The sequence below is a fragment of the Cryobacterium sp. GrIS_2_6 genome (assembly GCF_035984545.1).
In the GTDB taxonomy this organism is placed as follows: domain Bacteria; phylum Actinomycetota; class Actinomycetes; order Actinomycetales; family Microbacteriaceae; genus Cryobacterium.
Genome location: NZ_JAXCHP010000001.1, coordinates 522,647 through 546,101 on the forward strand (window position 1 = coordinate 522,647; position 23,455 = coordinate 546,101).

Genomic DNA, 23,455 nt, shown 5'->3' on the forward strand with positions numbered 1-23,455 from the left:
TGGAGAACTGGAGATCGCCGGTTAGAGGGAGCTTCCCAAGGGGTTGAGGGGGTGCAGGTTGCGGTCGAAGTCGTATCGGAGGAGTTGCCCGGTCGGGAGTTCAGCGTCACGGGTCTGCCGAGCATTGCTGTCGTTGAGAACGATCCGTAGTTGAGCAATAACGTGCGGATCTGCCATGAGAAGTATGGTTTGCCGGTCGGACAGCAGCGGCATGAGCAAATCTGTGACGAATGACCGCCTCGAAGTGGATACGACGTCCTTGGTGTCCATGTTTGCTGATAGTTCGAGCCTGCTCGGCGGGCTGAACGAGGTCGAAGTCGCGTCACCGGTGTCGCCAGCTACGGGGGACGACTCGGTCCGCGACAACCAGCCGGGCCGGAGTGAGGGGTCTTGGCGCCGTGCGCTTTGGTGACGATCCCAGGCCTCTTCAACGTCCAGTCGACGGTCGGAGCGGACAACGCGCGGTAGGTGACGCAGTTCCGTCAGTACCCCTTGAGTGAGCGGCATCCAGCCCGGTTCGCAGGGCGTGAGGACCATGTCTGGTGCGATCCGGAAGAGATTTAGTCGGTGAGCGGCCAGACGCGCCTGGGCGGTGAACGTCGGGTCCGTCATCGTGCCGAGAGGAAGGTCAGGCCCGGGATCAGACCGGGAACCGGCTGCGACCTGGTTCGCGTTCAGTGGCAGCAGGATGAGTGATCCGAATGAGTGCATCCCTGTCCTCTGCTTCCTCAAGTCTTGGTCTCGACTTAGGTCCTCGCCCTTGGCGTTCTGGTCTTTCCGGGTCCGATGAAGGGTTGGACCGGGGGATCTAGTCGAGTTGAGCACTTTAGAACGCGGCGCGCTAGCAAGGTAAAGCTATCCATGTTGCCGCGCCGCCCAGACGGCGGCCGTTTAACGTCGCGGCAAGGTGAACGCTTGTGGAACATTGACAGCCGCGATTGCTTCTGTTGGGGTCTCCGCGTACAGTCATCTTTGCAGGGCGCCGTTCGTTAGCTGAGGCTCCTTTGTGGATATAAGCCAGCGACCCCCAACGTCCAGAGACGCCCCGGGTCAGGACAGGTTTTCCCGGAACAAGGGATTGCCCCGATTGGCTCCCGGTTTCCGGGTTAACGCCGCAAAGTGCCAAAGGTCTTACGAGGAGAGGTTACCTCGGCCGGTCTGGTCGGACTCTTCGTGTGCGCTGAGCAAAGCGGAGGGAGCACGTCAATGAGCGAGAGCCATAGACCCTACCTCCTGCCGACCACGCGCACCAGGTAGCAGTCTGCCTGCACACGCCTTTCTGGTGGCGTGCCCCGCGGTGATCGCAGCCCGGCCAGGTCATATTTTCTCGCCCGGCCCTGTGGTTTCCGCGGTGTTCCCGACATCGCCGGCCCTCGTGGGGCCGCGTTTGATCGGCTCCCGGATCCTGTCTTTTCATTTCCTGCAGAAAGTTCACCATGGATACAACGTCAAACCTCGTTCCTCCGACCGGGCCCGTGTCAGCGGTCCTGGATTCCGCGCACGTGGGCGATATTGAAGGGGCCATGGGCACGATTCGACTCGGCGATGATGCGCCGCGGCGGGGCGTGCGGGCAAAACTGCGTACCCTTTTGGCCATTCTGGGTCCTGGACTGATTGTGATGGTCGGCGACAACGACGCTGGCGCGTTTGGGACCTACACGCAAGCTGGCCAAAATTATGGGACCACATTGCTGTGGACGTTGCTGCTGCTGGTACCCGTCCTCTACGTGAACCAGGAAATGGTGTTGCGGTTGGGGGTGGTCACGGGGGTGGGCCATGCCCGGCTCATCTTGGAACGTTTTGGAAAGTTCTGGGGAGCCTTCAGCGTCATTGACCTGTTCATCCTGAACGCGCTCACCATCGTGACCGAATTCATCGGTATCAGTTTGGGCTTGCAGTATCTGGGCATCCCCCAAATTCCCGGCGTAATTGTTGCAGCCGTGCTCGTGCTCGGCGCCGTCAGCACCGGGTCTTTTAAACGGTTCGAACGCGTCAGCATGGTTCTTGTTGCCGGGTCCCTCTTGTTGGTCCCCATTTTCTTTCTGTCGGGTCCGAATCTGGGTGAGATGGCGACCAATTTTGTGCTCCCCGGGATGCCACCCGGGTCCCAACTTTCCACGGTGATGCTGCTCATCATCGGGATCGTCGGCACGACCGTCGCCCCGTGGCAGTTGTTCTTCCAACAGTCCTATGTCATTGACAAGCGCATCACGCCCCGGTTCATGAATTACGAAAAGGTCGACTTGTGGATCGGGATCTTGATGGTCATCGTCGGTGCGGCCGCGATCATCGGCTTCACGTCCGCCACCTTCACGGGCCGGCCCGAATTCGGCAATTTCACTGACGCACTCGGGGTCGCAGAAGGCCTCGGCAAGTTTGTCGGACCTGGCGTGGGAGTGATGTTCGCGATCGCGTTGATCGACGCGTCCATTATTGGTGCGGCCGCAGTAGGTTTGTCTACTTCATACGCGTTGGGCGACGTGTTGGGGTTGAAGCACTCCCTGCACCGCAAACCGTGGGAAGCGAAGGGCTTCTACGCCGTATTCGCTGCCCTCCTCGCCCTGGCAGCCACGATTGTTCTGATTCCCGGTGCGCCGCTGGGACTCTTGACCGTGGGAGTACAGACTCTCGCCGGGGTGCTGCTACCTTCAGCCACGGTCTTCCTCTTATTGCTCTGCAACGACAAAGACGTGCTGGGCCCCTGGGTCAACGGCAAATGGTTGAACCTGTTCACGTCTGTTGTCGTCGCCGTGCTGGTCATGCTTTCCATCATCCTCACAGCCAGCGTTCTCTTCCCAGACATCACGGGAGAGACAATCTTGTCCATCCTCGGCGGGGGCAGCGTCTTGGGAATTCTTGTCGGAGCGACCGCCCTGGTCCTTCGCCGGCGACGCCCGGCCGGTGATGCGGTGCTCCCGATGGAACACAGTCAACGTCTCCGTTGGCGGATGCCACCCCTCACCCTCCTCGCCCGCCCGGAGCTCTCCACCGGTCGGACCATCGGATTGGGCGTGCTGCGCGCCTACCTGATCCTCGCTATGGTCCTCGTCGTGGTCCGCGTCATCCAGCTCGCACTGGGCCACTAGCCGCGAGCACCATATTCTCAATACCACCCCGACAACGTGCCACCTCTACCTAGCCTTGTTCGTGAAAGAAGCCACTGTGTCTAACTCTCCCGTTCCAACAACAACTAAATCCGCTCTCCGTCTTTCCCAACTCCTGCGCCATGCCGTGGTCGACAGCCAAGGAAAACAACTTGCCAAACTCGCTGACGTCATTGTTCGCCTCAGGGGAGATGACTACCCCCTCGTGACCGCGCTCGTGGTCAAAGTGGGTTCCGAAACCATCTACGTCCCGATCGCCGACGTCAGAGCCTTGGAACCCAATCGAGTCGAGCTCACCACAGCCCGCTTGAACGTGCGGGCATTCCAGCGCCGCCCGGGCGAGGTCCTACTCAACGCTGACGTCCTGGGCCACCGCCTCATCGACGTGCACATGGCCTCCCTCGTCCGTGCTCACGACATTTATCTCAGCTCCGACACCGCCACGTGGGCTGTCACAGGATTGAACGTGCACCAAACCCACTGGTGGTCCACCCGGAAGAACATCGCCACCGACCCGGCACGGGACTGGAAATCCTTTGAAGCCCTCATCGGCCACGAACCGTCGGTCCTCGTTCGCGCCCCGTTTGGGAAATTACGCCGTCTCAAAGCAGCCCAAATTGCAGACCTCATCGAAACGGCAGACGCTAAAGAGCAAAGCGAACTCCTCACTCAAGTCCACAACGACCCGGAATTCGAAGCAGACGTCTTTGAAGAACTCGACGAAGACAGCCTCACCCATCTCCTCAAATCCCGAAGTACTGCTGACGTCGCTTCTGTCCTGACCCGGATGCGGGCAGATGACGCGGCCGACGCCATCACTGACCTTCCCCAGGCGCGACGCCGGGAAGTCCTCGCTCTGCTCCCTGAACCCCAACACACCAAAGTTCTGGCCCTGCTGGGCTACCACACCGCAACGGCAGGGGGCCTCATGGGTGTGGAATACCTCGCTCTGGCGGAGCACGCGACCATCCAGGACGCCCTTGATCTCATTCGCACCTCGACAACTCAACAACCGGAAGCCCTCACCACCATTTACAGCACCGCCGACGACGGAACACTCCGTGGTGCGATCAGTATCATCCGCGCCCTCCAAACAGACCCGCACCGTCCCCTTCGCGAAGTCGCTGACCCTGATCCCGTTCACGCCGCACCACAAGATGACATCATCGACGTCACCACCCGCATGGCTGACTTCAACCTCCTCACCCTCCCGGTCCTCGACGAAAGCGGCCACATCCTCGGCATCATCACCGTCGACGACGCCCTCGAAGCCGCCCTGCCCCAGGACTGGCAACGCCGCGAACCCCAAACTCACGCCTCCCTCACCCCGGGCGCCGTGTGAGATCGTGCCGTCTTTTCGAACAGTGGCTCCTCCCAGTGAAGGATCGTCTCATCCAGAGCAGCGTTACGATTTCACTGAGATAGCGGCGGAGGAAATGGGCTCGGATCTCCGCTGACACGATCTCAGTTCCGCGCTACGTAGAGGCGATTCGGCGAAACCGGCTGCGAAGTGCTCTCTTCTCTTCCCTCCGTCTCTCTTCTCACCGAATTCGTAAGGGTGACCGAGAGCTCAGCAGAATCACATCACGGGCGCTATGTTCGCCAGAGGCAAGTACAAGCTCTACCGCGAGGTAATCCATACGCTAAACGGCATGGGGGCGTCGTGACCGCTGGGCGCGGTGGCCCCGAGGCTCTCCCTGACTGGTGTTTCCACCGCGAGGCCGACGGCGATCTTGACATTGAGATGGAACGACGAGCTCCGCGGGGGCTACGAGCCAGCGGGCCGTATGGCGGGGGACGTGTGGAGCTTGTCGCTAACTCTTGTGTTTTGACCGTTCCTGGCGGAGGAGAGCACGACGCCGATTGCCACGAGGGTCGTGAGCAAGGCTGTGCCTCCGGCCGAGATGAAGGGGAGGGGAACTCCGAGCACGGGGATGAACCCCAGAACCACACCAATGTTAACGAGGGCCTGGCCGATGATCCAGACCATGACTGTTGCGGTGGACACTTTGGCTTGCAGGTGTGTTGTGGCGCTCATGATTCGGATGAACCCGACTGCGAGGAGTACGAACAGGAGGAGAACGGCGACGGCGCCGATGAGGCCAAGTTCTTCGCCGATGATGGCGAAAATGTAGTCGTTGTCGGCGGCCGGTAGCCAGGACCATTTGGCCTTGGAGTTGCCAAGGCCAACGCCGAGGACTCCGCCATTGGCCAGCGCCCATGTGCCGTGCAGGGGTTGCCAGCATGAAGCCGAGATCGTCCCGGTCGTGGTGTCGCATCCAGTTCCAAAGAAGCTGAGGATACGCGTCAACCGATTAGCGCTTCCCGCGGCAGCGGCGATAGCGCCCACAGCGCCAATTCCTAGGGGAATCGCCAGCATGCGCAACCGTACGCCAGCGAAGAAGAGCGAACCAAAGAGCATCCCGGCCATTATGACGGTCGTACCGAGGTCACCTCGGATCATGACAAGCATGACCGCGGTCCCGCCGACTCCGAGGACGGGGATGAGGACGTGTCGCCAGTCGTCGAGTTGGTTTTGCTTGTGAGCGAGGATCGTGCCGAGCCAGATGGCCAAAGCCACCTTGATGGCTTCGGAGGGCTGGAATTGGAAACTGCCCACTGATAGCCAATTGGTGTTTCCGGCGACGGTCACGCCCAGCGGAGTGAATACCAGGCATTGCACGAAGCAAGTGAGGATCAAGGCCGGCCACGCGATCCGTCGCCAAAATTTGAGCGGAGCCCGGCTGACGAGGAGCATCAACGGGATGCCGACCAGGGCCACGAAGCCCTGGTGGAGGAGTACGCCAAAGAATCCGCCACCGCTCAGGTATGAATCCACCGACGAGGAAGACAAGACCATGGCCATTCCGAATACGACCAAGAACACTGTCGTGCCCAATAGAAGGAAGTAATTCGTTGGCAGAGCATGAAAAATTCGCCTCACCCGAATCATTCGCACTTGGGGTATCGGCGCCGACGCGGTGTCTGCCGTGGCGGGGCGAACGGTCCTCAAAGTGGAGCGAGTGCGCAGTGAATTTTTCATGTGGTCTCAGATTTCCCGCGTGCCCGATCAGTAAATGGCACTTGTTGGAAAGAACCAACCAACCATCAAAAATTGTGGCCGGTCCTCCTGGGCGCTGCCTGTCGGACTATCCTCCCTCAGCGGCACAAGAATTATCGCAGGTGGAAGCGTGTCGCACGACGCCATCTACGGGCTGGCTTCAGCTGTCATAGGCCCGGGACAGGTGACATCGATCCCTTCATCGTCGCGCCGGTACACAACTGGATGCGGACTGGGCAACCGGGCCACATCACGAGCAACCCGGTGAGGCAGCCTTACGGTTCCAGCAAGACAACGTCCGAGGAAATGGGCACTGACCTCCGCTGAAGCGACGTCAGTGCCGCGCTACATATGGGTGATTGGGAGCCCGGTTGTAACGTGCTTCGTTCTCTTCATTTTCTCATCTTTCCGAAATTGTGAGACTGGGGGACGATTGTGAAATCCTCTCATCCAGGAGCGACCGCCTCTGACGGACAGAGTTGCCAGGTGATCTCGGGTTCGGATCGTGGCCGGGGCGAGGAAGTCGATGGAAACTATGTGGCCGGTGCCGCGCCAGTGCACAGACATGTGGTCGAAGAGTCGGCGTTTGATCGTGTTGCCGGTGCCGGTGCCGGGCGGCAGTGGCCGATCGCAATGTTCAGTCCGGATTTTCCTGGGCCATGGCGGCGATACCAGTTTTCCAGTCGCCGGGTTACGAGGACCGAAATGGGACACAATGACTAGCTAGCCGGGCTCCTTACCCACAACCTGGTGTGTTGTCGTGCTGAGTTTTTGGCGGAGCGTTCACAATCGGTTATCGGGGTCGGGGTGTCGTTGGCTGGGTTGCTCGAAGTTGGGTGTTCCTTGGGCGGCTTTCGTCCCCGTGGATCCGCCACCTGGGCCGCGTAGTAAATACGCTGAACCCACGGCCAGGAGCATTCCGATTGAGGGTCCGAGGAGGTATACCCAGGTGTGGGTGAAGTCGCCACGGACTAGGTCTGGGCCGACAGTCCGAGCGGGATTCATCGAAGCCCCGCTGACTGGGCTCGCCCAGAGCCCCGCCAGGATTATGTACGCGCCCACCGCTATCGCGGAGAAGGATCCAATGTTCTGCGCCCCGGATGCGGAGCCCAAAATTGTGCTCACCAGTCCCATAGTCAGCAAGGCCTCGACGACGAGCGCTTGGGAGTCCGTGAAGGCAGGGCCGGGGACTGTCTCGCCGTTACCTCCGTGTGGGCCAAACACGGCTATCAGGGTTAGTGATGCCAGGATCGCGCCGGCCAACTGGGCGAGGACATATCCCGGCACTCGGCGCCAAGGAAAGTCACCTCGCAAGGCGAAGGCAACACTGACCAGCGGGTTGAGGTGAGCACCGGATACGGCGCCCATGAACAATATGATGGCCGCGACCATTAACCCTGGCGCCGTGACACTGGCGCCGCGGCCGACGTCGCCGTGGGTGAGGGAATCGACTGTTCCTGCTCCAGCCGCGACCAGAACCAAAAAGTACGTCCCGAACATTTCAGCGCCAAGTCGAGTCCATTCTCGATTCCGGTTATTGAATTCATGGACCCAGCCGCGGTCCCGTGGCGACAGCCCCAAATGCCCCACGTCACGGCCCGCAGAAATGATCAAGGCACGCCTAAGCGCTGATGATCTGCACGGGGACCTCGGCGTCCTCGTCCACGTAATTCGCCGCGCAGATCCGGTGATAACCATCGGCGATCTGAGCGACGCGACCCTTGCCGATCTGACCTCGAATGATCAAACACGGCGACAGCTGGACGCCTGCGGCTATGCGGTCCAATTCCTTGGCAACATCCGGGTTGCTGCGCGGCAAGAGCGGCAACCCACAACCCCGCAACAGGTCCTTGGCCTTGAAATGGACGACCCGCGTCCCCCGCAACTGCTTCACAAGCGCGTCAATCGCCTTGGGCTTCGCGTTCAGCGACAGATACGATCTCGCCGCCGCATAATCGTGTCCCGCCACATCGACCCGCCACCTGAGCACCCCGGCTTTCGGCGCCTTTTTGCCAGGGACCTGTTTCACACTCGTGCTCATCATGATTTCTTTTCCCTTCCTCGCGGCCGGACGTCATCTTCTTGGTCTTAAAGCTGCTCGGCGCCACCGGACGTCAACGCGAGCTGGCTCCGAAGCTAGTGTGGATCGCATGTCCGGTCAAGAGCCTCCCCGATCCACCTCGCCCAGACAAGTGCCCGGCGGACGTGAACGCCACTGGAGTAGCCGGTTCCTCCATCGAGTTGGCGATATCACTGCACATGCTTCTTTCGGTCTCACTGCCGCGTTCATCACTCTGCTGTGGTTGTTTTCGGGCCTTCTCCTAGGCTTTCCTGCCTGGTGGGAGACGGCCCTCACGACCGTGACCGCCACTATCACCCTCGTCATGGTTTTCGTCATCCAGCACACTCAAGCTCGACAACAGGCCGCGACACAACGAAAACTAGACGAGCTATTACGCGCCCTACCCACAGCCGACAATCGCCTCATAGCCGTGGAAGCAGCACCAGACAAGGAGCTCGATGATCTCGCCGACCGCAACCTCACCCACCGCGAACAAGCCGTCCACAATGCCACGCCACAGCCCTAAGAATCGTCCGAGAGCCGACGGCACGGGCCCAGACACCGCAGCTTGATCCGGGAACATCGTGAGCGATCATTTATCATCGTGCGTTCATAGGCCTTGCCAGCGGCGCGTCTGCGCCGGTCCCTTCTGAGCAGACACCCTGCTGGCTACGGACACGCTGGCACCATTTCACTACCCCGAAAGTTGGATCGGGTAGCACCGACTCGCTCATCTCAGCAACGATCGTCGTCCAAGGTGCCGCAGTGAGGGTGTACTTTCCCTCACCGCTCCGCTGACCAGGACACGGGAGACGGGTACTCGAAACAGTTCAGAGGAACACGGTCGCCTACTTTGCCACGGCGGGACCAAACCTGATTTCGGGCTTGGCGATCTTCACGTTGTCACGTACCAGAACGGTGTCCACCGTGCGGTCGAACCATTTCAGGCGATCCGGAAAAACACAAGGTGTTCGAGAGGAACACGTCTTCAACACGCGCTGCCAACCAAGCGGCGTCTTTATAATGGGCGCAGTGCGGCGGCAATCCGCTTGAACCCTGAAAGAGGAGATGGACATGACGCTCACTGAAGAGATCGACGCCTTGGCAGAAGAAATGCGCGCCAAGTGGCTGCTGGTTGACTACGGCCTGCCAATAGACGTGTTCATGAAGATGGTCGCGGCCGAGAGCACGCGCACGTGGGAGGCGCTTCGCCTCATCGCGAGCCGTGTTGACGCCGGGGAATAGATCCGACAGGGCCCAGCATTGGCGTGGAGAAAGTCCCGCTAGGCCGTGCCCCCGCCAGGACCATGCCAGTCGGGTGGGCCGCAGGCGGCGTCAGCGGCGTCAGCGAGCGTCGGGGTCCTCGCCGTTCGCGACGGCCTCGATCCAGTCCGTCGCGGCATCCGAGAGCGAGAAACCCGTCGGGCCGATGTGATAGATCCACCAGGGATCCGCAATGACTGCCCCGCCCGCCGCTCTGATCTCAGTGACCAGGTTCGGGGGTATGGAGATGGAATCGCCGTTGTTGGCCGTCAGCCACTCCTGCGTCTCCGGCGACAACTTGGTCCACCACTGCTCAATATTCATAGCCACGAGTCTGTCACTCTGCACGGGGCCGCGCTGTCCGTTACAACGGCCGGAGCTCGAGGGGGCCGACGCCGGAGGTCGTTCTTCGCATTGGGTTGAAGTGGCCTCGTGGACGGCCCGCCCCCATTCAGTTCAATGGCTTGGGGTGTCACGGGTGGGGGGCTCTTCGTGCGCCTCTGGCACGGTGGGTGTGGCGGATTGGGGAAAAGGGAAGCTCATTCGGCTTCAATATGGGGATCATACCGATCTCGCCGTGGAGGCGCCGCTGGCTGAACCAGACGCTGTACTCGGCGACGGCGACGGCGGCGGCAATGGCGAACTCGAGGTCGTCGATGCCGCGCCAGGGTCGCGGTTGCGGATCAGCTCGACCTTGAAGAGCGAGTTGAAGGCTTCGGCCATCACCTTGTCGTAACGATCGCCTTTGGACCCAACCGAGGCGACGGCGCCGACGTCGGTGAAGCGATCGGTACGGCGAATGGCTCACCTTGTTCAAGACATGCGCTCGCAAGATCCGCCTGCTGGATGCACCTCGCGTGCGGTGGCCTTGCTTCTGAGTAGTGTCGCGTTGTCGACCCTGCCGGGCAGGATGCCGTTAGTGAGCCGAGAGCGGAGCGAGGTTGAGGTCGGCGGCGGCGAGCACCTCGGCACCCGCATCGCGGAGCGCGGCCATGAAGGCGGCCTGGACGGATACCCCCAGAACCTCGGTGCCCTGGAACTCCAAGTCGGGTGCGGCGCACGCGTCGTGCACGACCGTAACAACGAGGCCGAGGTCGAGCGCGGCCCGGGCGGTCGCGTCGATACACATGCTGCTCATCATGCCCAGGATGACGAGGTGTTCGATGCCCTCGTCCCTAATCAGCTGCTCGAGGCCGGTGCCGATGAAGGCGTTCGGGGAGCCTTTGGTCAAGTGGCGTTCGGTCGCCACCGGCGCTACAAGCGGGTAGATCTCAGCGCCCGCGGTCCCGGGGACGAAGAACGTCGCATCCGGTTCGGTGGCGAGGTGCTGAAAGTGCAGGACGGGGGTTCCGATCGCACGGGCCGTGTCGAGGACGCCCCGGGCGATGACCGCGGCGGACTCACTCCCGGTGAGGGGATATGCGCCTCCGGGGAAGTAGTCGTTCTGGATGTCAATGACCACAATTCCAGTGCTCACACCTTCTCCGCTTCGTTTTTTGTGCCATCTTCCCACATGACTCTCATCGTCACGGGCAGGAACTGACCGTCAAGAACCAGGTCGACGCGCCGGCATCGGTCTGCCGTTTTGCTCACTCGGCTGCACGAACACGCTCGCCTGGACCCGCGAACGGATCTTGACTTGGGGAGGGTTCGTCGCGCGCACAACGGGCCAGCAGGCCGGGATCGCAATTCACCTGCCACTGAACCGTCCGGCCAGCCAGGAATTGCAGGACGGCAGCGCATGGTTTCACTGGGTCAATTCTCACTCGTCTCATTTACCTCCCATTCCCTTCTTCAACACTTACGGTGACCTTCGAATCGTCGCTCCTATATGCCCGGTATTTGGTCTCTACGGTTGCTTCAATTACGGCGACAACACCTCACTGGGCGACGATGTCGTTCTCCGCGGCACAGACGAACCAACCGACACGTCAATAGAGGGTGGCCAGAAATTCCTCAATGGACCTCGCGGCGCACAGAACTGGGAATTCGTTCAACTGCACCGCTACACCTGGGATCCCTTGTATCCGCCCAGTGAATCCATCGCCTTGGGTCAGGCCATGTTCGATGCCCCCGAGCAGCACCTGAACGTCAGATTTGCCTTGGGCCAGACCCTTGTCAATGACTGCCAGACCAATGCTTCGATCAGTGCGGAAGACGAGTTGGTGCTTCTCCTCAACGGCCGTGCCAACGGCACCCCCTACAACTGCAAACCGTGAGGACCATCATGAGAAAACGCACTCGTTTCGGCTTGGCCGGCCTCGCCGCCATCGGCCTGGCAGCACTGGTCGTCGCCAACCTTCCCGGCCACGCGGAAGCGGCCGTGAACTTCAGCGATCCCAGCGTCGGCTTCCGTGACCAAGCCAGCGGCGCATACCTGCGCATCGATCTGGACTCCACGGCTGCTGGAGTGGGCCAGTTCTACTTCAGCGCACCGGGCGTGGGACTCGTCGTCCCCGCGAAGCCGGCGACCCTGGACCCACACAGCGCCCATGACGAGCAGTTCCGCTTCGATGGTGCCGGCACCCAGTATGCCTCGGCTGTGCTGACCAGCGACATCGCCCAACCCGTTCCGAGCGGGGCATCGGGCACGGCAACGATCAAAGTCATCGGTCATGACGACCCGACCGAGCGCACCGCGAACGTGGAAGTCTGGATCAACGGCAAGCACTTCACCCTGAAAGCTGCGCCCGCCCCGCACAACGCCGGCCCCACCCTGACCGCGGTCATCACAGCGCTCAAGGCAACAGACCTGGGTGCGCTCTACGATCTGGGAGACCCGAGCCTGCGAAACGGGCTCACCCGGGAACAGTTCGTCGCCACCATCGGCGCTACCGGCGGCGGCAGCGTCACAGGTTTGACTCCCACAGGCGCCACGACTTACGTCACAACTAGTGCCGGGGCGGACTTCGCGCTCACCCCGATCACCTTCGACTACGTCAAGAACGGTGTTCCCGGTGAAGTCACAGCCCACCTCCGCCTCATCTACACCGGAGGCCAGTGGCGCTACATGACGATGCAACCAGACAACGCGCCCTCGAACTCGGACAGCAACACGCCCGACCCGACCGTGCCCTAGTATCCCAATTGACCAACGCGACGCGGCAAGCAAGGAGAACGATGCGAAGAACGACTCGGTTCCTGAGCGTGGTGACCGCAGCCAGCATGTGTTTGCTCTTGCTGACTGGCTGCGTGCCCGGACAATCCATCGACAGCCTGGCCAAACAACCCGAAGCCGCATTGACCTACCCCGGCAGCACCGATGTCCGCACCAACAATGTCCCAGGGCGGGTTCAATTCGGCCTCGATGGCGGCGACGTGGCCATCACCGGTATATCCGGGACGACAACCCACACGCAACGCGAGGTCATCGCCTTCTACTCGCACGCACTGGCAGCGAACGGCTGGACACAGCCCAGAGACGATCCTCGAGCAGAAACCGCGTCGGGACTGCCCTCTCACTTTATGCAATGGGACAAGACGAAGCCCTACCTCACGTATGTCATCGAAGTCTGGACTGAGGGTGAAACAACGAAGTATTACACGCAGCTGAAATCGCTGCGGTAGTTCGTTTGATTCGCGGTCTGAAAAGGGATGCCACTTCAGATCCAACTCCGGGGTGCAGAAACGTCTGCCGTTCTGAGATAGACCGATCACACCACCGTGGAACGGTCCCGCAAGGGGTTCCGCTTACGGACATGCCAGCCAAGACTTGCGTTCGGTTCGATCCGTAGGATTACGCTCATGCTCCCAACCGCTGAACTCGCAGTGCCGACGGCCGAAGACCTTGAGCTCGTTGAACTCGCAAGAGAGGTCATCGACGCGAACACGGACGCCGGGCCCGATGAAGATGGTGCACACACCATGGGCGCGGCAGTTCGAGACGCCGACGGCTGGCTATGTCAACCCAACTGGGACCCACCTGGGCAATCTAAGCGGGACCCGGAGTCTGATCACCACGAGTGATACTGGTGTATGCGCGTAGAGATTCTTCATATTGATGAGTGTCCGAATTGGATGGAGGCGGGGACGCGGGTGGAGGCGGCGCTGACCGAGTTGGGTCGAGTCGATGTCGAGGTGACGTATCGCCTGCTGACAGATAGCGTCCAGGCCGCGGCGGTCCCGTTTGCAGGCTCGCCGACGTTCCTTCTCGATGGTGTGGATGCGTTCCCGTCGGATGGACGAACCTCCGATCTGGCGTGCCGGGTCTATCGCATTGACACCGGTTTCGCTGGCGTTCCCTCTGTCGCGCAGCTCGTCGAGGCGATCCAGAACCACGCCTGACCCTGGGCTCGTTCCCGCGCCAGGGATGCCACTATCAGCCGCTGATCGTTGCTGTCGCGGCTCGTTGTTTCTGCGTGTGGGCGAGCCGGTAGGAGTCGGTGCCGGTTTCGATGATGGTGCCGTTGAACGTCAGTCGGTCGACGATCGCCGCGCAGAGCCGCGGGTCCGTGAAGGTCTTCGTCCAACCGGAGAACGACTCGTTTGATGCGATCGCGATTGAATTGTTCTCCTCCCTCTCGGTCAGGACTTGAAAGAGGAGTTCCGCGCCTCTTCGGTCGAGTTCCATGTAGCCCAGTTCGTCGATCATGAGCAGGTCGACCCTTCCGTAACGGGCGATGGTCCGGGCGAGGTTCTTCTCGTCGGCGGCTTCGACGAGTTCGTTCACGAGCCGGGTTGCGAGCGTGTATTTGACCCGGAACCCTTTCTCTGCCGCCGCGGTGCCGAGGGCGATGAGTAAGTGCGACTTGCCGGTGCCCGAGTCACCGATGAGACAGAGCGGCTGGCCTCGTCGAACCCAGTCGCCGGTAGCAAGGGTGTTGATCGTGGCCGGATTGATGTTCGAGTTGGCGTCAAAGTCGAAGTCCCCAAGCCACTTATCCCGAGGGAACCCCGCCGCCTTGACGCGGCGAACGGAGGAGCGCCGGTCGCGGTCGTCGCACTCCGCCAACAGCAGCTCCGCCAGGAACCCTTGATAGGAGAGCTGCTCTTTCTGCGCAGTGGTCGTGGCTTCCTCGACGACCGCACGAATTGTCGGAAGGCGAAGCCGCCGACAGGCCTGATCGATGGCTGCATTCGCGGCTTCCTCGGTGAGGCCTCGCCTTCTCCGCAGGATGGTGGTGATGGTTGTCATAGTGGTCATGAACCTGTTCCCTTCTTGACGCTGGGCTCTGTGTCGGGTGTCGTTCGATCGGACATGCGGAGCAGCTGGTCGTAAGCGGCAACGGATGGCAAGGGCCTGGTGTCGGCCGGAAGGCCGGCAATAACGGCGGCCGGGTCCGCGAGACGGCGCTGAGTAAGACTGACCACTCGCCGCTCCGGACCACGAGCTTGATCGGCGAGGTGACGGTCCAACCCGGACCCACCCAAGGCTTCGTGGCGTCGGGCCTCGACCGCGACGACATCGGCGGTGACGGCGCCGACCGTCAGTGCGGCGGTCATGCCGGCGACAACGGCCTGAGCAGCCATCGAACGGTGCAGCAGCAGAACGTCGATCAGGGCTCGGGTGCCACCAGCATCACCATCGGTCTTCCGTGCCGCGGCCCAGAACGCTTCATGAGCTGAGGTGAAGTGACCGGTCGCCCTGGCGTGAGCGAGAGCGGTCGAACCGGGGAAAGCGCCGGGCTTGCGCTGGAGGACCTCGAGGTAATGGTCGAGATTCACGCTCTGCCCGTGCAGTGCGACCACCCGAGGATGCCTGGCAATCACGGTTCGGCCATCAAAGATGACTACTTCCGATGCGCGGAGCGACACCCTCACAGTGCGGCCGATGAACCGGGCCGGGACAGAATACGACGCCATTCGCACCCGGACCAGACTCGACCGGCTCACCCGAGGCGTCAACGACAGGCCCGGCTCGAACCGCTCCGCCGTGATCGGTGCCAGCAGCTCCCGCTCAAGAGCGAAGTCCTGAGCCACTGTGCGGATGCGGTCGCCGATCCTGCGGTTCTCGTCGTCGAGATCCCACTGACGGACCTTCTGATTCAGTTCGGCGAGGGTGTCCACGACGGGCATGGGTGAGAGGTGGGTGCGGCGGAACCGGCCGACGTCACCCTCGATGCCGCCCTTCTCATGAGCGCCCTCGATCCCGGGGTGGCAGTAAAACGCATCGAATCCATAGTGTGAGCGGAACAGGACCCACCGTTGGTTCTCGGTGCGCTGCCGGCCGGTGCCGTAGATGACCTTCACGACGGCGTCGGTGAGATTGTCGTAGCGGATGTGCCGGGTCGGGATCCCGCCGATGTCCTCGAACGCGTCGATGTGGCCCTCGAGGAACGCTTCCTGCGCTTGCGTCGGATAGATCCGGTGGATCGCCTTCCCCGAGTGCGAGAGGCGGAAGGCGAACATGTGGCATTTCGTTTTCACCCCAGCGAGCACCACCCAGACCTCGCCGAAATCGACCTCTGCTTCCGCGCCAGGCGCGTGCTCCTGCGGGACGAACACCTCGGGCAACCGGCCCGCCTCGACATCTATCTCCGGCCGACGACGGCGAACATAGTCACGGACCGTCGAATACGACAGCTCGGTCGCGTCGTGCTCTTCCGCAAGGCGGGCGAAGATCCGTCTCGCCGTGTGCCGCTGCTTCTTGGGTCCGTCGAGGTCCTGGCGGAGCATCTCGTCGATCGCCGGTTTGAATACGTCCAACCGAGGTGCGGTTCGCACCCTCGGTTTCCGGGCCGGCGGTTCCGCCTGCGCCAGGGCCTGCCGCACCGTCGGCCGCCCGACTCCGTGTCTTCGGGCCAGCTCCCTGATCGAGAGGCCCTCCACGCGCGCATCACGTCTGATCCGCGCGAACAACTCCACCCGAAACTCCATCCGAAACCTCCACCTTGAGCAACGAAAACACGTTGCAACGACGGTGGAGGTGGGTCCGGCTTAGATTTCCCCAGACACCCCGAAACAGCCGAAGTGGGTCCCGCTTAGATTGCCCTGGTGGGTCCGAATAACACTGCCATAGTCAGACGGCCGCATGTTCGCTGGGGTGAATCTGTTCCACTTCACCGGCGGTCCGTGCGCCGAGCTGGTTGCACTTGGCGCGGCGCGTGCACAGGGCGGGCGAGAAATCACGACAATCGTCGCTGTTGGCAATCACGGGCGCGGTGTTGTCGGACCGTGCGGTCGTGACCGGCAGGTCCTTTTCGATTACTACCCCGGCATCAGGGTGCTTCTTCCGGCCGCCGAGGGTGTTCGTGTCGCCACCATTGAGACCCTGATGCCGTTTGCCGCGTCATGGACTATGGAGGGCGGCACTCAGCAGTTCGACGAAGAGCGTTTCCGCTGACGACCGGCGGAATCGATTGAGGTTCGCCTTGCGGACGGGGAATCCGAGTTTGAGGAGCGACGCTAAAATCCCTGTCATGGGGATTCGTCAAACATTTGCGCGTGCTCTACGGACAGGCACGCGAGTGCGGATACTGAGTGATCCGATCTTCGGGGCCCATTCAGCGAGCCCTGCTCCGGGACCGTCCAGTCGTCTGAACGAGCGCACGGTCTCACACCGGCAGCGGCTCGGGAAAGCAAGTTCGTCTATTGGATCGACTTCGACACGCCGCAGCTCGAAAGGGACGGTGACGGCCCATATTCCGCCTCGCTGACGGCGCTCACTGAAATTCCCTAGTTCTTCTCACTGAAATTCCCCACTCCGGGTCGCTTCCGCTCATAGAAGCGGGCCTTCCTCGATGCTGATGGTCTTCGACCACACACCAGCCCGAGAAAGGCCCTACTCCTATGCTTTCAGAGGAGGACGACGTGGACATCCACGCGCTCAAACGGCAGGGAATGACGATCAGTGAGATCGCCCGCCGCACCGACCACGACCGCAAGACCATCCGCGCCTACCTGGCCGGCCAACGCACCCCGGGAGTGCGTCAACGCGCCGCCCCGGACCCGTTCGACGCGTTCATCGCCTACGTCACCGCCCGCCTGACCGAGGACCCGCATTTGTGGGCGGCGACGCTGCGTGACGAGCTCGTTCCGCTGGGCTTCGAAGGGTCGTATCAGACCCTGACCCGGCAGATCCGAGACCGGAACCTCCGGCCGGCCTGCACGGCCTGCGCTCACGTGACGAAGCGGCCCAACGCGATCATCGAGCACCCGCCGGGCGAGGAGACCCAGTTCGACTGGGTTGAGCTGCCCGACGCCCCAGCCGCCTGGGCGTTCCCGACCAAACGCGCTTACGTCCTCGTCGGGTCCCTCGCGCACTCGGGGGTCTGGCGGGCGGTGATCTCCCCATCGATGGACCTGCCCCACCTGCTCGCGGCGATGACGGTGCTGCTGGGGCTGCTGGGCGGGGTGACGAAAACGTGGCGGTTCGACCGGATGAGCACCGTGCTGAAGGCCGGGACGAGTGATCTGACGCCGATGTTCGCCGCGTTCTCCAAGCACCACGCGGTCACAGTCGTGGCCTGCCGGCCCCGGTCGGGCAACCGCAAGGGCGTGGTCGAGAAGAACAACCACACCGCCGCGCAGCGCTGGTGGCGCAACCTCCCCGACGACGTCACCCTCGAGCAAGCACAGCAACGCCTCACCGCGTTCGCCATAAGGCAAGACGGGCGGCGCCGCGAGGGCCGGGACGGGTCGACGACGGCCAAGGTCATGTTCGCCGCGGAGCGCCTCCAACCGTTGCCGCCGACGCTGTTCCCGGTCGTGGTGACCGAGGAACGCACCGCGACACGGCAGGCACTAATCGATTGGCGCGGGAACCGATACTCGGTCCCGCCGGAACTGGCCGCGGCCCGCGTCGTCGTCCACCAACGCCTCGGCGCGGCAACCATCGACATCGCCACGGTCTCCGGCGTCGTCCTCGCCCGACACACGCTCGCGGAGGCCGGCCTCGGGATCACGATCCGCGACAGCGGACACGTCACCGCGCTTGAGAACATCGCGATGGCCGCAGCGCCTCCCGGCCGGCCGCACCGGAAGAAGGAACGCATCCCACCCGGCACCGCAGCACGCCGCGCCGCACTGGCGCTGACCGGCAGCGCCGAACCCACCACCGTGATCAGCCTGGCCGCCTACGAGACGGCCGCGAAGAACAGGAACACCCTCCGATGAACACAACCCTCACCACCACCGAGATGACCGCCACGACGGCACCTGCGGCGAGCGTCTATCAGCAGCTGCGCGGCCACCTCACCGAGCTCAAACTCGCCGACGCGGCCGATGCTCTGCCCCGTGTCCTGGACCAGGCCCAAGCCGAGGTCTGGAGCCTCACCCACGCCCTCGAGCGCCTGCTCGCTATCGAGGTCACCGCGACTGATGCCCGACGCCTCTCGGGCCGGTTCCGCTTCGCGAACCTCCCCACCGGCGCGACCCTGGACGACTTCGACCTCGACGCCGCCTCCGGCATCGACCGCAACCTGCTCGCCGAGCTCGGCACCTGCCGCTACCTCGAGTCCGCGACCAACGTGCTCCTGATCGGGCCGCCCGGAGTCGGGAAAACCCACATCGCGACCGGCCTCGGCCACGCCGCAGTCCGGGCCGGTTACCGCACCTACTTCACCTCGGCCGCTGACCTCGCGGCCCGCTGCCACCGCGCCGCGATCGAGGGCAAGTGGGGCACGATGATGCGGTTCTTCGCCGGCCCAACGCTGCTCGTGATCGACGAGCTCGGCTACCTTCCGCTGCCCGCCGAGGCCGCGTCGGCACTGTTTCAAGTCATCAACCAGCGCTACCTGAAAACATCGATCGTGATCACCACGAACCGGCCCGTCGGGGCCTGGGGCGAGATCCTCGGCGACACCACCGTCGCCGCCGCGATGCTCGACCGGCTCCTGCACCGATCCGTCGTCGTCACCCTCGACGGCGGCTCCTACCGGCTCCGCAACCACGCCGCCCAATCCAACGAGCTCCGCCGCGTGACAACGGGCACGAACTTCCGCTAATCTAACCCCGCGACCTGGGGAGCTTCGATGAGCAAGACTGGGGAAATTCGCTGAGCGCCGTTATCGCACGTAGTGTCCACATACGTCCGTGCGGTCTGATTAGCTGGAACTGCGACTGCGCCCCTGACTACGCGGGATCGTCCGGTAGCCGTTCCGCTTGCGGGCAGGCCGTGACGTCGGCCGCCGGCCACGCTGGAGGACGGCTGCCTGGCATGCCCGCGGAGTGAAACCAGTGTTGGTGTGCGTCGGTAGTGCCCGTTATTCGCGGCCATGTCTCTAGCCGGTGTCGCGGTTGGCCGCTAGCGTTGGTTCGGTGACCTCTTCACCAGCTGACGCGCTCGTGTCCATCGACCGTTTCCGAATGGATTTTGGCAAGACCACGGTTATCCGTGATCTCTCGTTCGATATTCGACGGGGCGAGACTTTTGGGTTCCTGGGTAGTAACGGGTCGGGAAAGACGACGACGATTCGTGCGTTGCTGGGTATTTACCAGCCGACTTCCGGCACGCTACTTATTGATGGGCGTCCGTTCCGCCCGGAGAATGGTGTCCGGCTTGGGTATCTTCCAGAAGAGCGCGGGCTGTATAAGAAGGAGTCCGTGATCGATGTCATGACTTATTTCGGGGTGCTCAAAGGTTTGAGCCGCGTCACGGCAAGGCAATGGTCCTTGGGCTACCTTGAGCGAGTCGGTTTGTCGGACAAGGAGAAGGTGCGCCTCGACAAGCTATCCGGTGGTCAGCAGCAGAAAATCCAGCTCGGCGTGACGATCATGAATGATCCGGAGTTGCTGATACTGGACGAGCCAACGAAAGGTTTCGACCCGATCAACCGGCGCCTGGTCATGGATGTCATCGATGACAGCATAAAGGCCGGTGCGACCGTGCTCATGGTCACCCATCAAATGGAGGAAGTGGAACGCCTCTGTGACCGGGTCATCCTGCTCAAGGACGGCGCCGCGCGGGCTTACGGCACCGTTGAAGAGGTCCAGGAACAATTCGGCGGCACGGTCATCCACGTCGATCACACCGGTGTCATTCCGGCTTCCACTCGCTACCGGATTGCGTCGGATAACCAGGGTCACGCGGAACTTGAGGTATCGAACGACGCGGACTTCGCCGATATCCTCCGCGCCCTTGTGGATACTGGCATCGATGTGCGCCGGTTCACGCCGACCAGGAAATCGCTCGACGATATCTTCGTCGAAGTGTATGGCGACGAGACCGAAACGGAGGTGTGAGCATGGCTCGGCACAACCTTGGCACTGTCATCCGTTTTGAGTTCTTACGCACGGTCACCAAACGCCGATTCTGGGTGGCGACCCTGTTCGTCCCCGTGATGCTGGTCGTCGTGTTCCTGCTCGTTTTCGTTTCGAACAGTTCAACCAGTAAGTCCGCGGACGAACAGAAGAACGCCCACCTCTCCTTCCAGTACACCGACGACTCCGGTCTCATCGACTCGAGCATCATCAGCCAACTCGGGGGAGCCGAAGCATCGGGTACCAATGCCGGTGTGTCTGCGGTCAAGTCGGGGCAAGTGGACGCGTTTTTCGTCTACCCGGCTGACCCGTCTAAACAGGCCATCAAGGTATACGGCGCCGATCAGGGGCTCTTTGCCAACGGCAAGTACTCCTCGGTCGCCGAATCTATCCTGAAGTCCAGCGTTGAACAGAAGCTCCATTCTCCACAGGCCACCGCGATTATCCAGGGCAACATCAACACGGACATGACCACGTTCAAGGATGGCAACGTCGCTGGCGGCTTCAACTCTGTTATCCCAGCGCTGCTGTTCCTGGTCCTGTTCTACGTCGCGATCCTGTTACTTGGCAACCAGATGCTCAACTCCACCTTGGAGGAGAAGGAGAACCGGGTGACCGAGATGATCCTGACCACCATCAACCCCACCAGTCTGCTCCTGGGCAAGGTGGTGTCGTTGTTCATGGTCGGGCTCGTCCAAATGCTCGTCTTCGCCCTGCCCACTGTCTTGGGTTACCTGTTCCTCCGGGACCAGCTCAACATCCCCAACCTCGACCTGTCGGGGCTTGTTTTCGCCCCGCAACAGATGATCGTCGGGGCGCTGATTCTCCTCGGCGGTTTTTCACTGTTCACCGGCACACTGGTCGCCCTCGGCGCTGTCATGCCCACCGTGAAAGATGCGGGACCCATCTTTGGGGCGCTGATGGTCTTGATCTTCATCCCGTTCTACACGGTGTCCCTCGTGATCAGCGACCCGAACGCGACCATCGTCCAGATCTTCAGCTACTTCCCCTACTCCGCCCCCGTCACAGCGCTTTTGCGCAACGCGTTTGGAACGCTCCCGCTCTGGTCAGCGATCATCATCATCGCCGAGCTCTTCATCCTCTCCGCGATCGTGCTCCGCGTCGCGGTGCAATTGTTCAGGTATGGGTCCATCGAGTACTCGCGAAAGGTCTCAATCAAGGACGTGCTGACGCGACGTCGCGCGTTGGCGGCGACGATGGAATAGCAGCTTCGGCCAAGAGACGATTGCGAACCGTCGCGCTCCACGAATGCTCGCTCTTTCTCTATGCCAGGAGAAGCGGACCGGATCGAGTCCCGAGATGACTTTTCTCCCGCTGTTGGCGAGAGGTTAGCTCGTCCTGATTTGCTCTACCCACTGATTCACCTGGCGGATGGCGTCGTCTAGTGAGTAGCTGATTCCTACCTCCGTGGCTGGGCGTTCGTACTCGTCCTCCCAGAGCGGATTGCTCACGATAAGAGGCGGCCACATTCGTGGAGGAAGTCCAAGGACCGTGGCTTCGGCGGCTCTGGCGGTAAAGACGTCCTCGGCCGCCGCTCTGAGCGGCTTCAGGTCTGTTGGCTGCGAGTAAAACGTGTCTTGGATTAGGAGTAGATCCACGATGTCGCGTACCCGGTTGTTGCTGAATGTAGGGGGTTGATGCGGGTCAGAGCAGGCGTGCAACTTCTGTGCCACTTGGTACGCAAGAGTGATTCCGGCCAGCTCTGCCGCCGGGTGGACACCAAAGTACCCCAGCCGTGGAGCAGGAAAGCGATCAGTGGCGTCCGCGATGGCGCCCTCGGGGAAGGCCACTTCGACTTGGATGCGGCGCCACGTTACGCCTTTGAGACTGAGGACAATATGGAATCGCCGAGGTTTGACGCGGCGCGAGGTGGTCTCGATGACCGACACGTCGGAGCGGGTGAGGGTCATGTCGCCCCACGGCGCGGCCAACGCGCCATCGAGGGCGTGGAGAAATTCGTCGAGTTCCCCGCGGAAGAGGGTGTCTACGTCTTTTGTTGCACGGCTGGCCAGTCCAAGTTTGTGTTCCAGATACACGCCTCCCTTGAGCAGGAACAGCGGATCACCATCGGGGCCCAGCACTCGTTGGAGTGCGGCGACCACGACCGTGGACGCGAGAATCCACCCAATCCTCGAGCCGGTGCCGCCGGCAAGTTTCTGGGCATCCTGAACCCACCGGTTGAGCATCGCGGCGCTTGTGGGCCGCCTGTCCTTGTCTGGGAGATCATTCAATGGATTCCCGGTCATGCTCGCTCCTCCAATGTCCGGACGAGCCCGGAGTGCTGTTCGTCGGTGACAAGCCCGACGGCTCGGGCGTTGCTGATGGCTTGTTCCAGGAGTCCGCTGGGAACGCCGCTCTGAATTCCTTGGTCAATAGCCGTGGGAACGGTGACCGTACGGATGCCCTCCCACCAGCCGATCTGCTCCGCGGCAAGGTCGCCATGATGCAGAACGTAGTGTTCCCCGCCTGAGCGCCGTATCCGATTTTCTTTGGGGACAACCAGGTGAATCTTGTTCGGATTGATGTCGCACAGATCATAGACCGCGAGAGCTGTGTCGTGACTCAACGCGGCCCGAGGGGACCCCGTCCAGAGAACCGCGAGCATGAACTCATCACGAGCCGTGACCGGGAGCTGATCAAATCGATACACGCCGTGCGCTGCTCGAGAGAGCTGCCCGCGATGGGCCAACTTGGTCAAGTCGATCGCGCCAGCCCCGATGGTTTTTGCATCACGCGTGGTGACGTAGCCGTACTGCTCGATGGCGATGTCCCACAGCCGGTCCTGAACGCTCACGTCACCCTTCC

Annotated in this window: 24 protein-coding genes and 1 riboswitch; of the genes, 14 read left to right on the forward strand and 10 right to left on the reverse strand. The window is 62.0% G+C overall.

Annotated elements, in window-relative coordinates; all coding sequences use genetic code 11:
• Nucleotides 1-21: 21 nt before the first annotated feature.
• Nucleotides 22-177: a hypothetical protein gene (locus tag RCH22_RS02475; RefSeq protein WP_322140582.1), complete on the reverse strand. Its 156-nt coding sequence runs from the start codon at nt 175-177 to the stop codon at nt 22-24.
• A gap of 801 nt (nt 178-978) precedes the next feature.
• Nucleotides 979-1,148: riboswitch (M-box (ykoK) riboswitch) on the forward strand.
• Nucleotides 1,149-1,502: 354 nt separating this feature from the next.
• Here RCH22_RS02475 and RCH22_RS02480 point away from each other — a divergent pair.
• Together RCH22_RS02480 and RCH22_RS02485 are read left to right on the forward strand one after the other, a co-directional pair.
• Nucleotides 1,503-3,086 carry an Nramp family divalent metal transporter gene (locus RCH22_RS02480; RefSeq protein WP_327012699.1) on the forward strand — a complete coding sequence of 528 codons (1,584 nt, stop codon included), beginning with the start codon at nt 1,503-1,505 and terminating at the stop codon, nt 3,084-3,086.
• 145 nt (nt 3,087-3,231) lie between these two features.
• A complete protein-coding gene (locus RCH22_RS02485; protein ID WP_327012700.1) occupies nt 3,232-4,446 on the forward strand; it encodes a CBS domain-containing protein in 1,215 nt (404 codons plus the stop codon).
• Between the two features lie 426 nt (nt 4,447-4,872).
• Here RCH22_RS02485 and RCH22_RS02490 read toward each other — a convergent pair whose 3' ends face one another.
• The 3 genes from RCH22_RS02490 to RCH22_RS02495 form a co-directional block, all read right to left on the reverse strand.
• Nucleotides 4,873-6,147, reverse strand: a complete 1,275-nt coding sequence (locus tag RCH22_RS02490; protein WP_327012701.1) for an FtsW/RodA/SpoVE family cell cycle protein — start codon at nt 6,145-6,147, stop codon at nt 4,873-4,875.
• A gap of 801 nt (nt 6,148-6,948) precedes the next feature.
• Entirely contained in the window at nt 6,949-7,863 is a 915-nt protein-coding gene (locus RCH22_RS21105; RefSeq protein ID WP_369125293.1) for an MIP/aquaporin family protein, read from the reverse strand.
• Nucleotides 7,787-8,209 carry a hypothetical protein gene (locus RCH22_RS02495; protein WP_327012702.1) on the reverse strand — a complete coding sequence of 141 codons (423 nt, stop codon included), beginning with the start codon at nt 8,207-8,209 and terminating at the stop codon, nt 7,787-7,789. Before RCH22_RS02495 ends, RCH22_RS21105 begins: the two co-directional genes overlap by 77 nt.
• Before the next feature lie 106 nt (nt 8,210-8,315).
• Between RCH22_RS02495 and RCH22_RS02500 the strand changes: the two genes are divergently transcribed.
• Both RCH22_RS02500 and RCH22_RS02505 read left to right on the forward strand, forming a co-directional pair.
• Nucleotides 8,316-8,753, forward strand: a complete 438-nt coding sequence (locus tag RCH22_RS02500; RefSeq protein WP_327012703.1) for a low affinity iron permease family protein — start codon at nt 8,316-8,318, stop codon at nt 8,751-8,753.
• Between the two features lie 548 nt (nt 8,754-9,301).
• Entirely contained in the window at nt 9,302-9,472 is a 171-nt protein-coding gene (locus tag RCH22_RS02505) for a hypothetical protein (RefSeq protein WP_327012704.1), read from the forward strand.
• 99 nt (nt 9,473-9,571) lie between these two features.
• Here the strand turns inward: RCH22_RS02505 and RCH22_RS02510 are convergent, their stop codons facing one another.
• Complete coding sequence (locus RCH22_RS02510; RefSeq protein WP_327012705.1) at nt 9,572-9,814, reverse strand: hypothetical protein; 243 nt, start codon at nt 9,812-9,814, stop codon at nt 9,572-9,574.
• 253 nt (nt 9,815-10,067) lie between these two features.
• On the opposite strand from RCH22_RS02510, the gene RCH22_RS02515 reads away from it, so the two are divergent.
• Entirely contained in the window at nt 10,068-10,226 is a 159-nt protein-coding gene (locus RCH22_RS02515; protein WP_327012706.1) for a hypothetical protein, read from the forward strand.
• A 180-nt stretch (nt 10,227-10,406) separates the two neighbouring features.
• On the opposite strand, the gene RCH22_RS02520 is transcribed toward RCH22_RS02515, so the two are convergent.
• Nucleotides 10,407-10,967: a cysteine hydrolase family protein gene (locus RCH22_RS02520; protein ID WP_327012707.1), complete on the reverse strand. Its 561-nt coding sequence runs from the start codon at nt 10,965-10,967 to the stop codon at nt 10,407-10,409.
• A 157-nt stretch (nt 10,968-11,124) separates the two neighbouring features.
• Here RCH22_RS02520 and RCH22_RS02525 point away from each other — a divergent pair, with 157 nt between their 5' ends.
• The 4 genes from RCH22_RS02525 (at nt 11,125) to RCH22_RS02540 (ending at nt 13,774) form a co-directional block, all read left to right on the forward strand.
• A complete protein-coding gene (locus RCH22_RS02525; protein WP_327012708.1) occupies nt 11,125-11,709 on the forward strand; it encodes a hypothetical protein in 585 nt (194 codons plus the stop codon).
• Nucleotides 11,710-11,717: 8 nt separating this feature from the next.
• Nucleotides 11,718-12,569, forward strand: coding sequence for a hypothetical protein (locus tag RCH22_RS02530; RefSeq protein ID WP_327012709.1), 852 nt, complete (start codon nt 11,718-11,720; stop codon nt 12,567-12,569).
• A 41-nt stretch (nt 12,570-12,610) separates the two neighbouring features.
• Entirely contained in the window at nt 12,611-13,057 is a 447-nt protein-coding gene (locus RCH22_RS02535; RefSeq protein ID WP_327012710.1) for a hypothetical protein, read from the forward strand.
• A gap of 408 nt (nt 13,058-13,465) precedes the next feature.
• On the forward strand, nt 13,466-13,774 hold the full coding sequence (locus RCH22_RS02540; protein ID WP_327012711.1) for a hypothetical protein: 309 nt from the start codon (nt 13,466-13,468) through the stop codon (nt 13,772-13,774).
• Between the two features lie 34 nt (nt 13,775-13,808).
• Here the strand turns inward: RCH22_RS02540 and istB (RCH22_RS02545) are convergent, their stop codons facing one another.
• Both istB (RCH22_RS02545) and istA read right to left on the reverse strand, forming a co-directional pair.
• The gene (gene istB, locus RCH22_RS02545) at nt 13,809-14,624 is read right to left on the reverse strand and encodes an IS21-like element helper ATPase IstB (RefSeq protein WP_327015434.1); all 816 of its coding nucleotides are present in this window, start codon (nt 14,622-14,624) and stop codon (nt 13,809-13,811) included.
• 5 nt (nt 14,625-14,629) lie between these two features.
• Entirely contained in the window at nt 14,630-16,306 is a 1,677-nt protein-coding gene (istA, locus tag RCH22_RS02550; protein ID WP_327012712.1) for an IS21 family transposase, read from the reverse strand.
• Between the two features lie 166 nt (nt 16,307-16,472).
• Here istA and RCH22_RS02555 point away from each other — a divergent pair, with 166 nt between their 5' ends.
• From RCH22_RS02555 to RCH22_RS02575, 5 genes are all read left to right on the forward strand, one after another.
• Nucleotides 16,473-16,772 (forward strand): hypothetical protein, encoded by a 300-nt coding sequence (locus tag RCH22_RS02555; RefSeq protein WP_327012713.1) that lies wholly within the window; start codon nt 16,473-16,475, stop codon nt 16,770-16,772.
• Between the two features lie 446 nt (nt 16,773-17,218).
• On the forward strand, nt 17,219-18,544 hold the full coding sequence (locus tag RCH22_RS02560) for an IS21 family transposase (RefSeq protein WP_327012714.1): 1,326 nt from the start codon (nt 17,219-17,221) through the stop codon (nt 18,542-18,544).
• The gene (istB, locus tag RCH22_RS02565) at nt 18,541-19,374 is read left to right on the forward strand and encodes an IS21-like element helper ATPase IstB (protein WP_327012715.1); all 834 of its coding nucleotides are present in this window, start codon (nt 18,541-18,543) and stop codon (nt 19,372-19,374) included. The genes RCH22_RS02560 and istB (RCH22_RS02565) overlap by 4 nt, the downstream gene beginning before the upstream one ends.
• Before the next feature lie 361 nt (nt 19,375-19,735).
• A complete protein-coding gene (locus RCH22_RS02570; RefSeq protein WP_327015435.1) occupies nt 19,736-20,611 on the forward strand; it encodes an ATP-binding cassette domain-containing protein in 876 nt (291 codons plus the stop codon).
• Nucleotides 20,612-20,613: 2 nt separating this feature from the next.
• Nucleotides 20,614-21,855: an ABC transporter permease gene (locus tag RCH22_RS02575; protein ID WP_327012716.1), complete on the forward strand. Its 1,242-nt coding sequence runs from the start codon at nt 20,614-20,616 to the stop codon at nt 21,853-21,855.
• Nucleotides 21,856-21,978: 123 nt separating this feature from the next.
• On the opposite strand, the gene RCH22_RS02580 is transcribed toward RCH22_RS02575, so the two are convergent.
• The gene (locus RCH22_RS02580) at nt 21,979-22,896 is read right to left on the reverse strand and encodes a nucleotidyl transferase AbiEii/AbiGii toxin family protein (RefSeq protein ID WP_327012717.1); all 918 of its coding nucleotides are present in this window, start codon (nt 22,894-22,896) and stop codon (nt 21,979-21,981) included.
• Nucleotides 22,893-23,444: a type IV toxin-antitoxin system AbiEi family antitoxin domain-containing protein gene (locus RCH22_RS02585; protein ID WP_327012718.1), complete on the reverse strand. Its 552-nt coding sequence runs from the start codon at nt 23,442-23,444 to the stop codon at nt 22,893-22,895. Before RCH22_RS02585 ends, RCH22_RS02580 begins: the two co-directional genes overlap by 4 nt.
• Between the last annotated feature and the right edge of the window lie 11 nt (nt 23,445-23,455).

Coding starts and splice junctions, on each gene's coding strand:
- RCH22_RS02495 (WP_327012702.1), bottom strand. CDS start 8,209: ATGATGAGCACGAGTGTGAAACAGGTCCCTGGCAAAAAGGCGCCGAAA.
- RCH22_RS02580 (WP_327012717.1), bottom strand. CDS start 22,896: ATGACCGGGAATCCATTGAATGATCTCCCAGACAAGGACAGGCGGCCC.
- istB (WP_327015434.1), bottom strand. CDS start 14,624: ATGACAACCATCACCACCATCCTGCGGAGAAGGCGAGGCCTCACCGAG.
- RCH22_RS02510 (WP_327012705.1), bottom strand. CDS start 9,814: ATGAATATTGAGCAGTGGTGGACCAAGTTGTCGCCGGAGACGCAGGAG.
- RCH22_RS02540 (WP_327012711.1), top strand. CDS start 13,466: ATGCGCGTAGAGATTCTTCATATTGATGAGTGTCCGAATTGGATGGAG.
- RCH22_RS02475 (WP_322140582.1), bottom strand. CDS start 177: ATGGCAGATCCGCACGTTATTGCTCAACTACGGATCGTTCTCAACGAC.
- RCH22_RS02570 (WP_327015435.1), top strand. CDS start 19,736: ATGGATTTTGGCAAGACCACGGTTATCCGTGATCTCTCGTTCGATATT.
- istA (WP_327012712.1), bottom strand. CDS start 16,306: ATGGAGTTTCGGGTGGAGTTGTTCGCGCGGATCAGACGTGATGCGCGC.
- RCH22_RS02535 (WP_327012710.1), top strand. CDS start 12,611: ATGCGAAGAACGACTCGGTTCCTGAGCGTGGTGACCGCAGCCAGCATG.
- RCH22_RS02490 (WP_327012701.1), bottom strand. CDS start 6,147: ATGAAAAATTCACTGCGCACTCGCTCCACTTTGAGGACCGTTCGCCCC.
- RCH22_RS02575 (WP_327012716.1), top strand. CDS start 20,614: ATGGCTCGGCACAACCTTGGCACTGTCATCCGTTTTGAGTTCTTACGC.
- istB (WP_327012715.1), top strand. CDS start 18,541: ATGAACACAACCCTCACCACCACCGAGATGACCGCCACGACGGCACCT.
- RCH22_RS02500 (WP_327012703.1), top strand. CDS start 8,316: ATGTCCGGTCAAGAGCCTCCCCGATCCACCTCGCCCAGACAAGTGCCC.
- RCH22_RS02505 (WP_327012704.1), top strand. CDS start 9,302: ATGACGCTCACTGAAGAGATCGACGCCTTGGCAGAAGAAATGCGCGCC.
- RCH22_RS02560 (WP_327012714.1), top strand. CDS start 17,219: ATGCTTTCAGAGGAGGACGACGTGGACATCCACGCGCTCAAACGGCAG.
- RCH22_RS21105 (WP_369125293.1), bottom strand. CDS start 7,863: ATGGTTATCACCGGATCTGCGCGGCGAATTACGTGGACGAGGACGCCG.
- RCH22_RS02530 (WP_327012709.1), top strand. CDS start 11,718: ATGAGAAAACGCACTCGTTTCGGCTTGGCCGGCCTCGCCGCCATCGGC.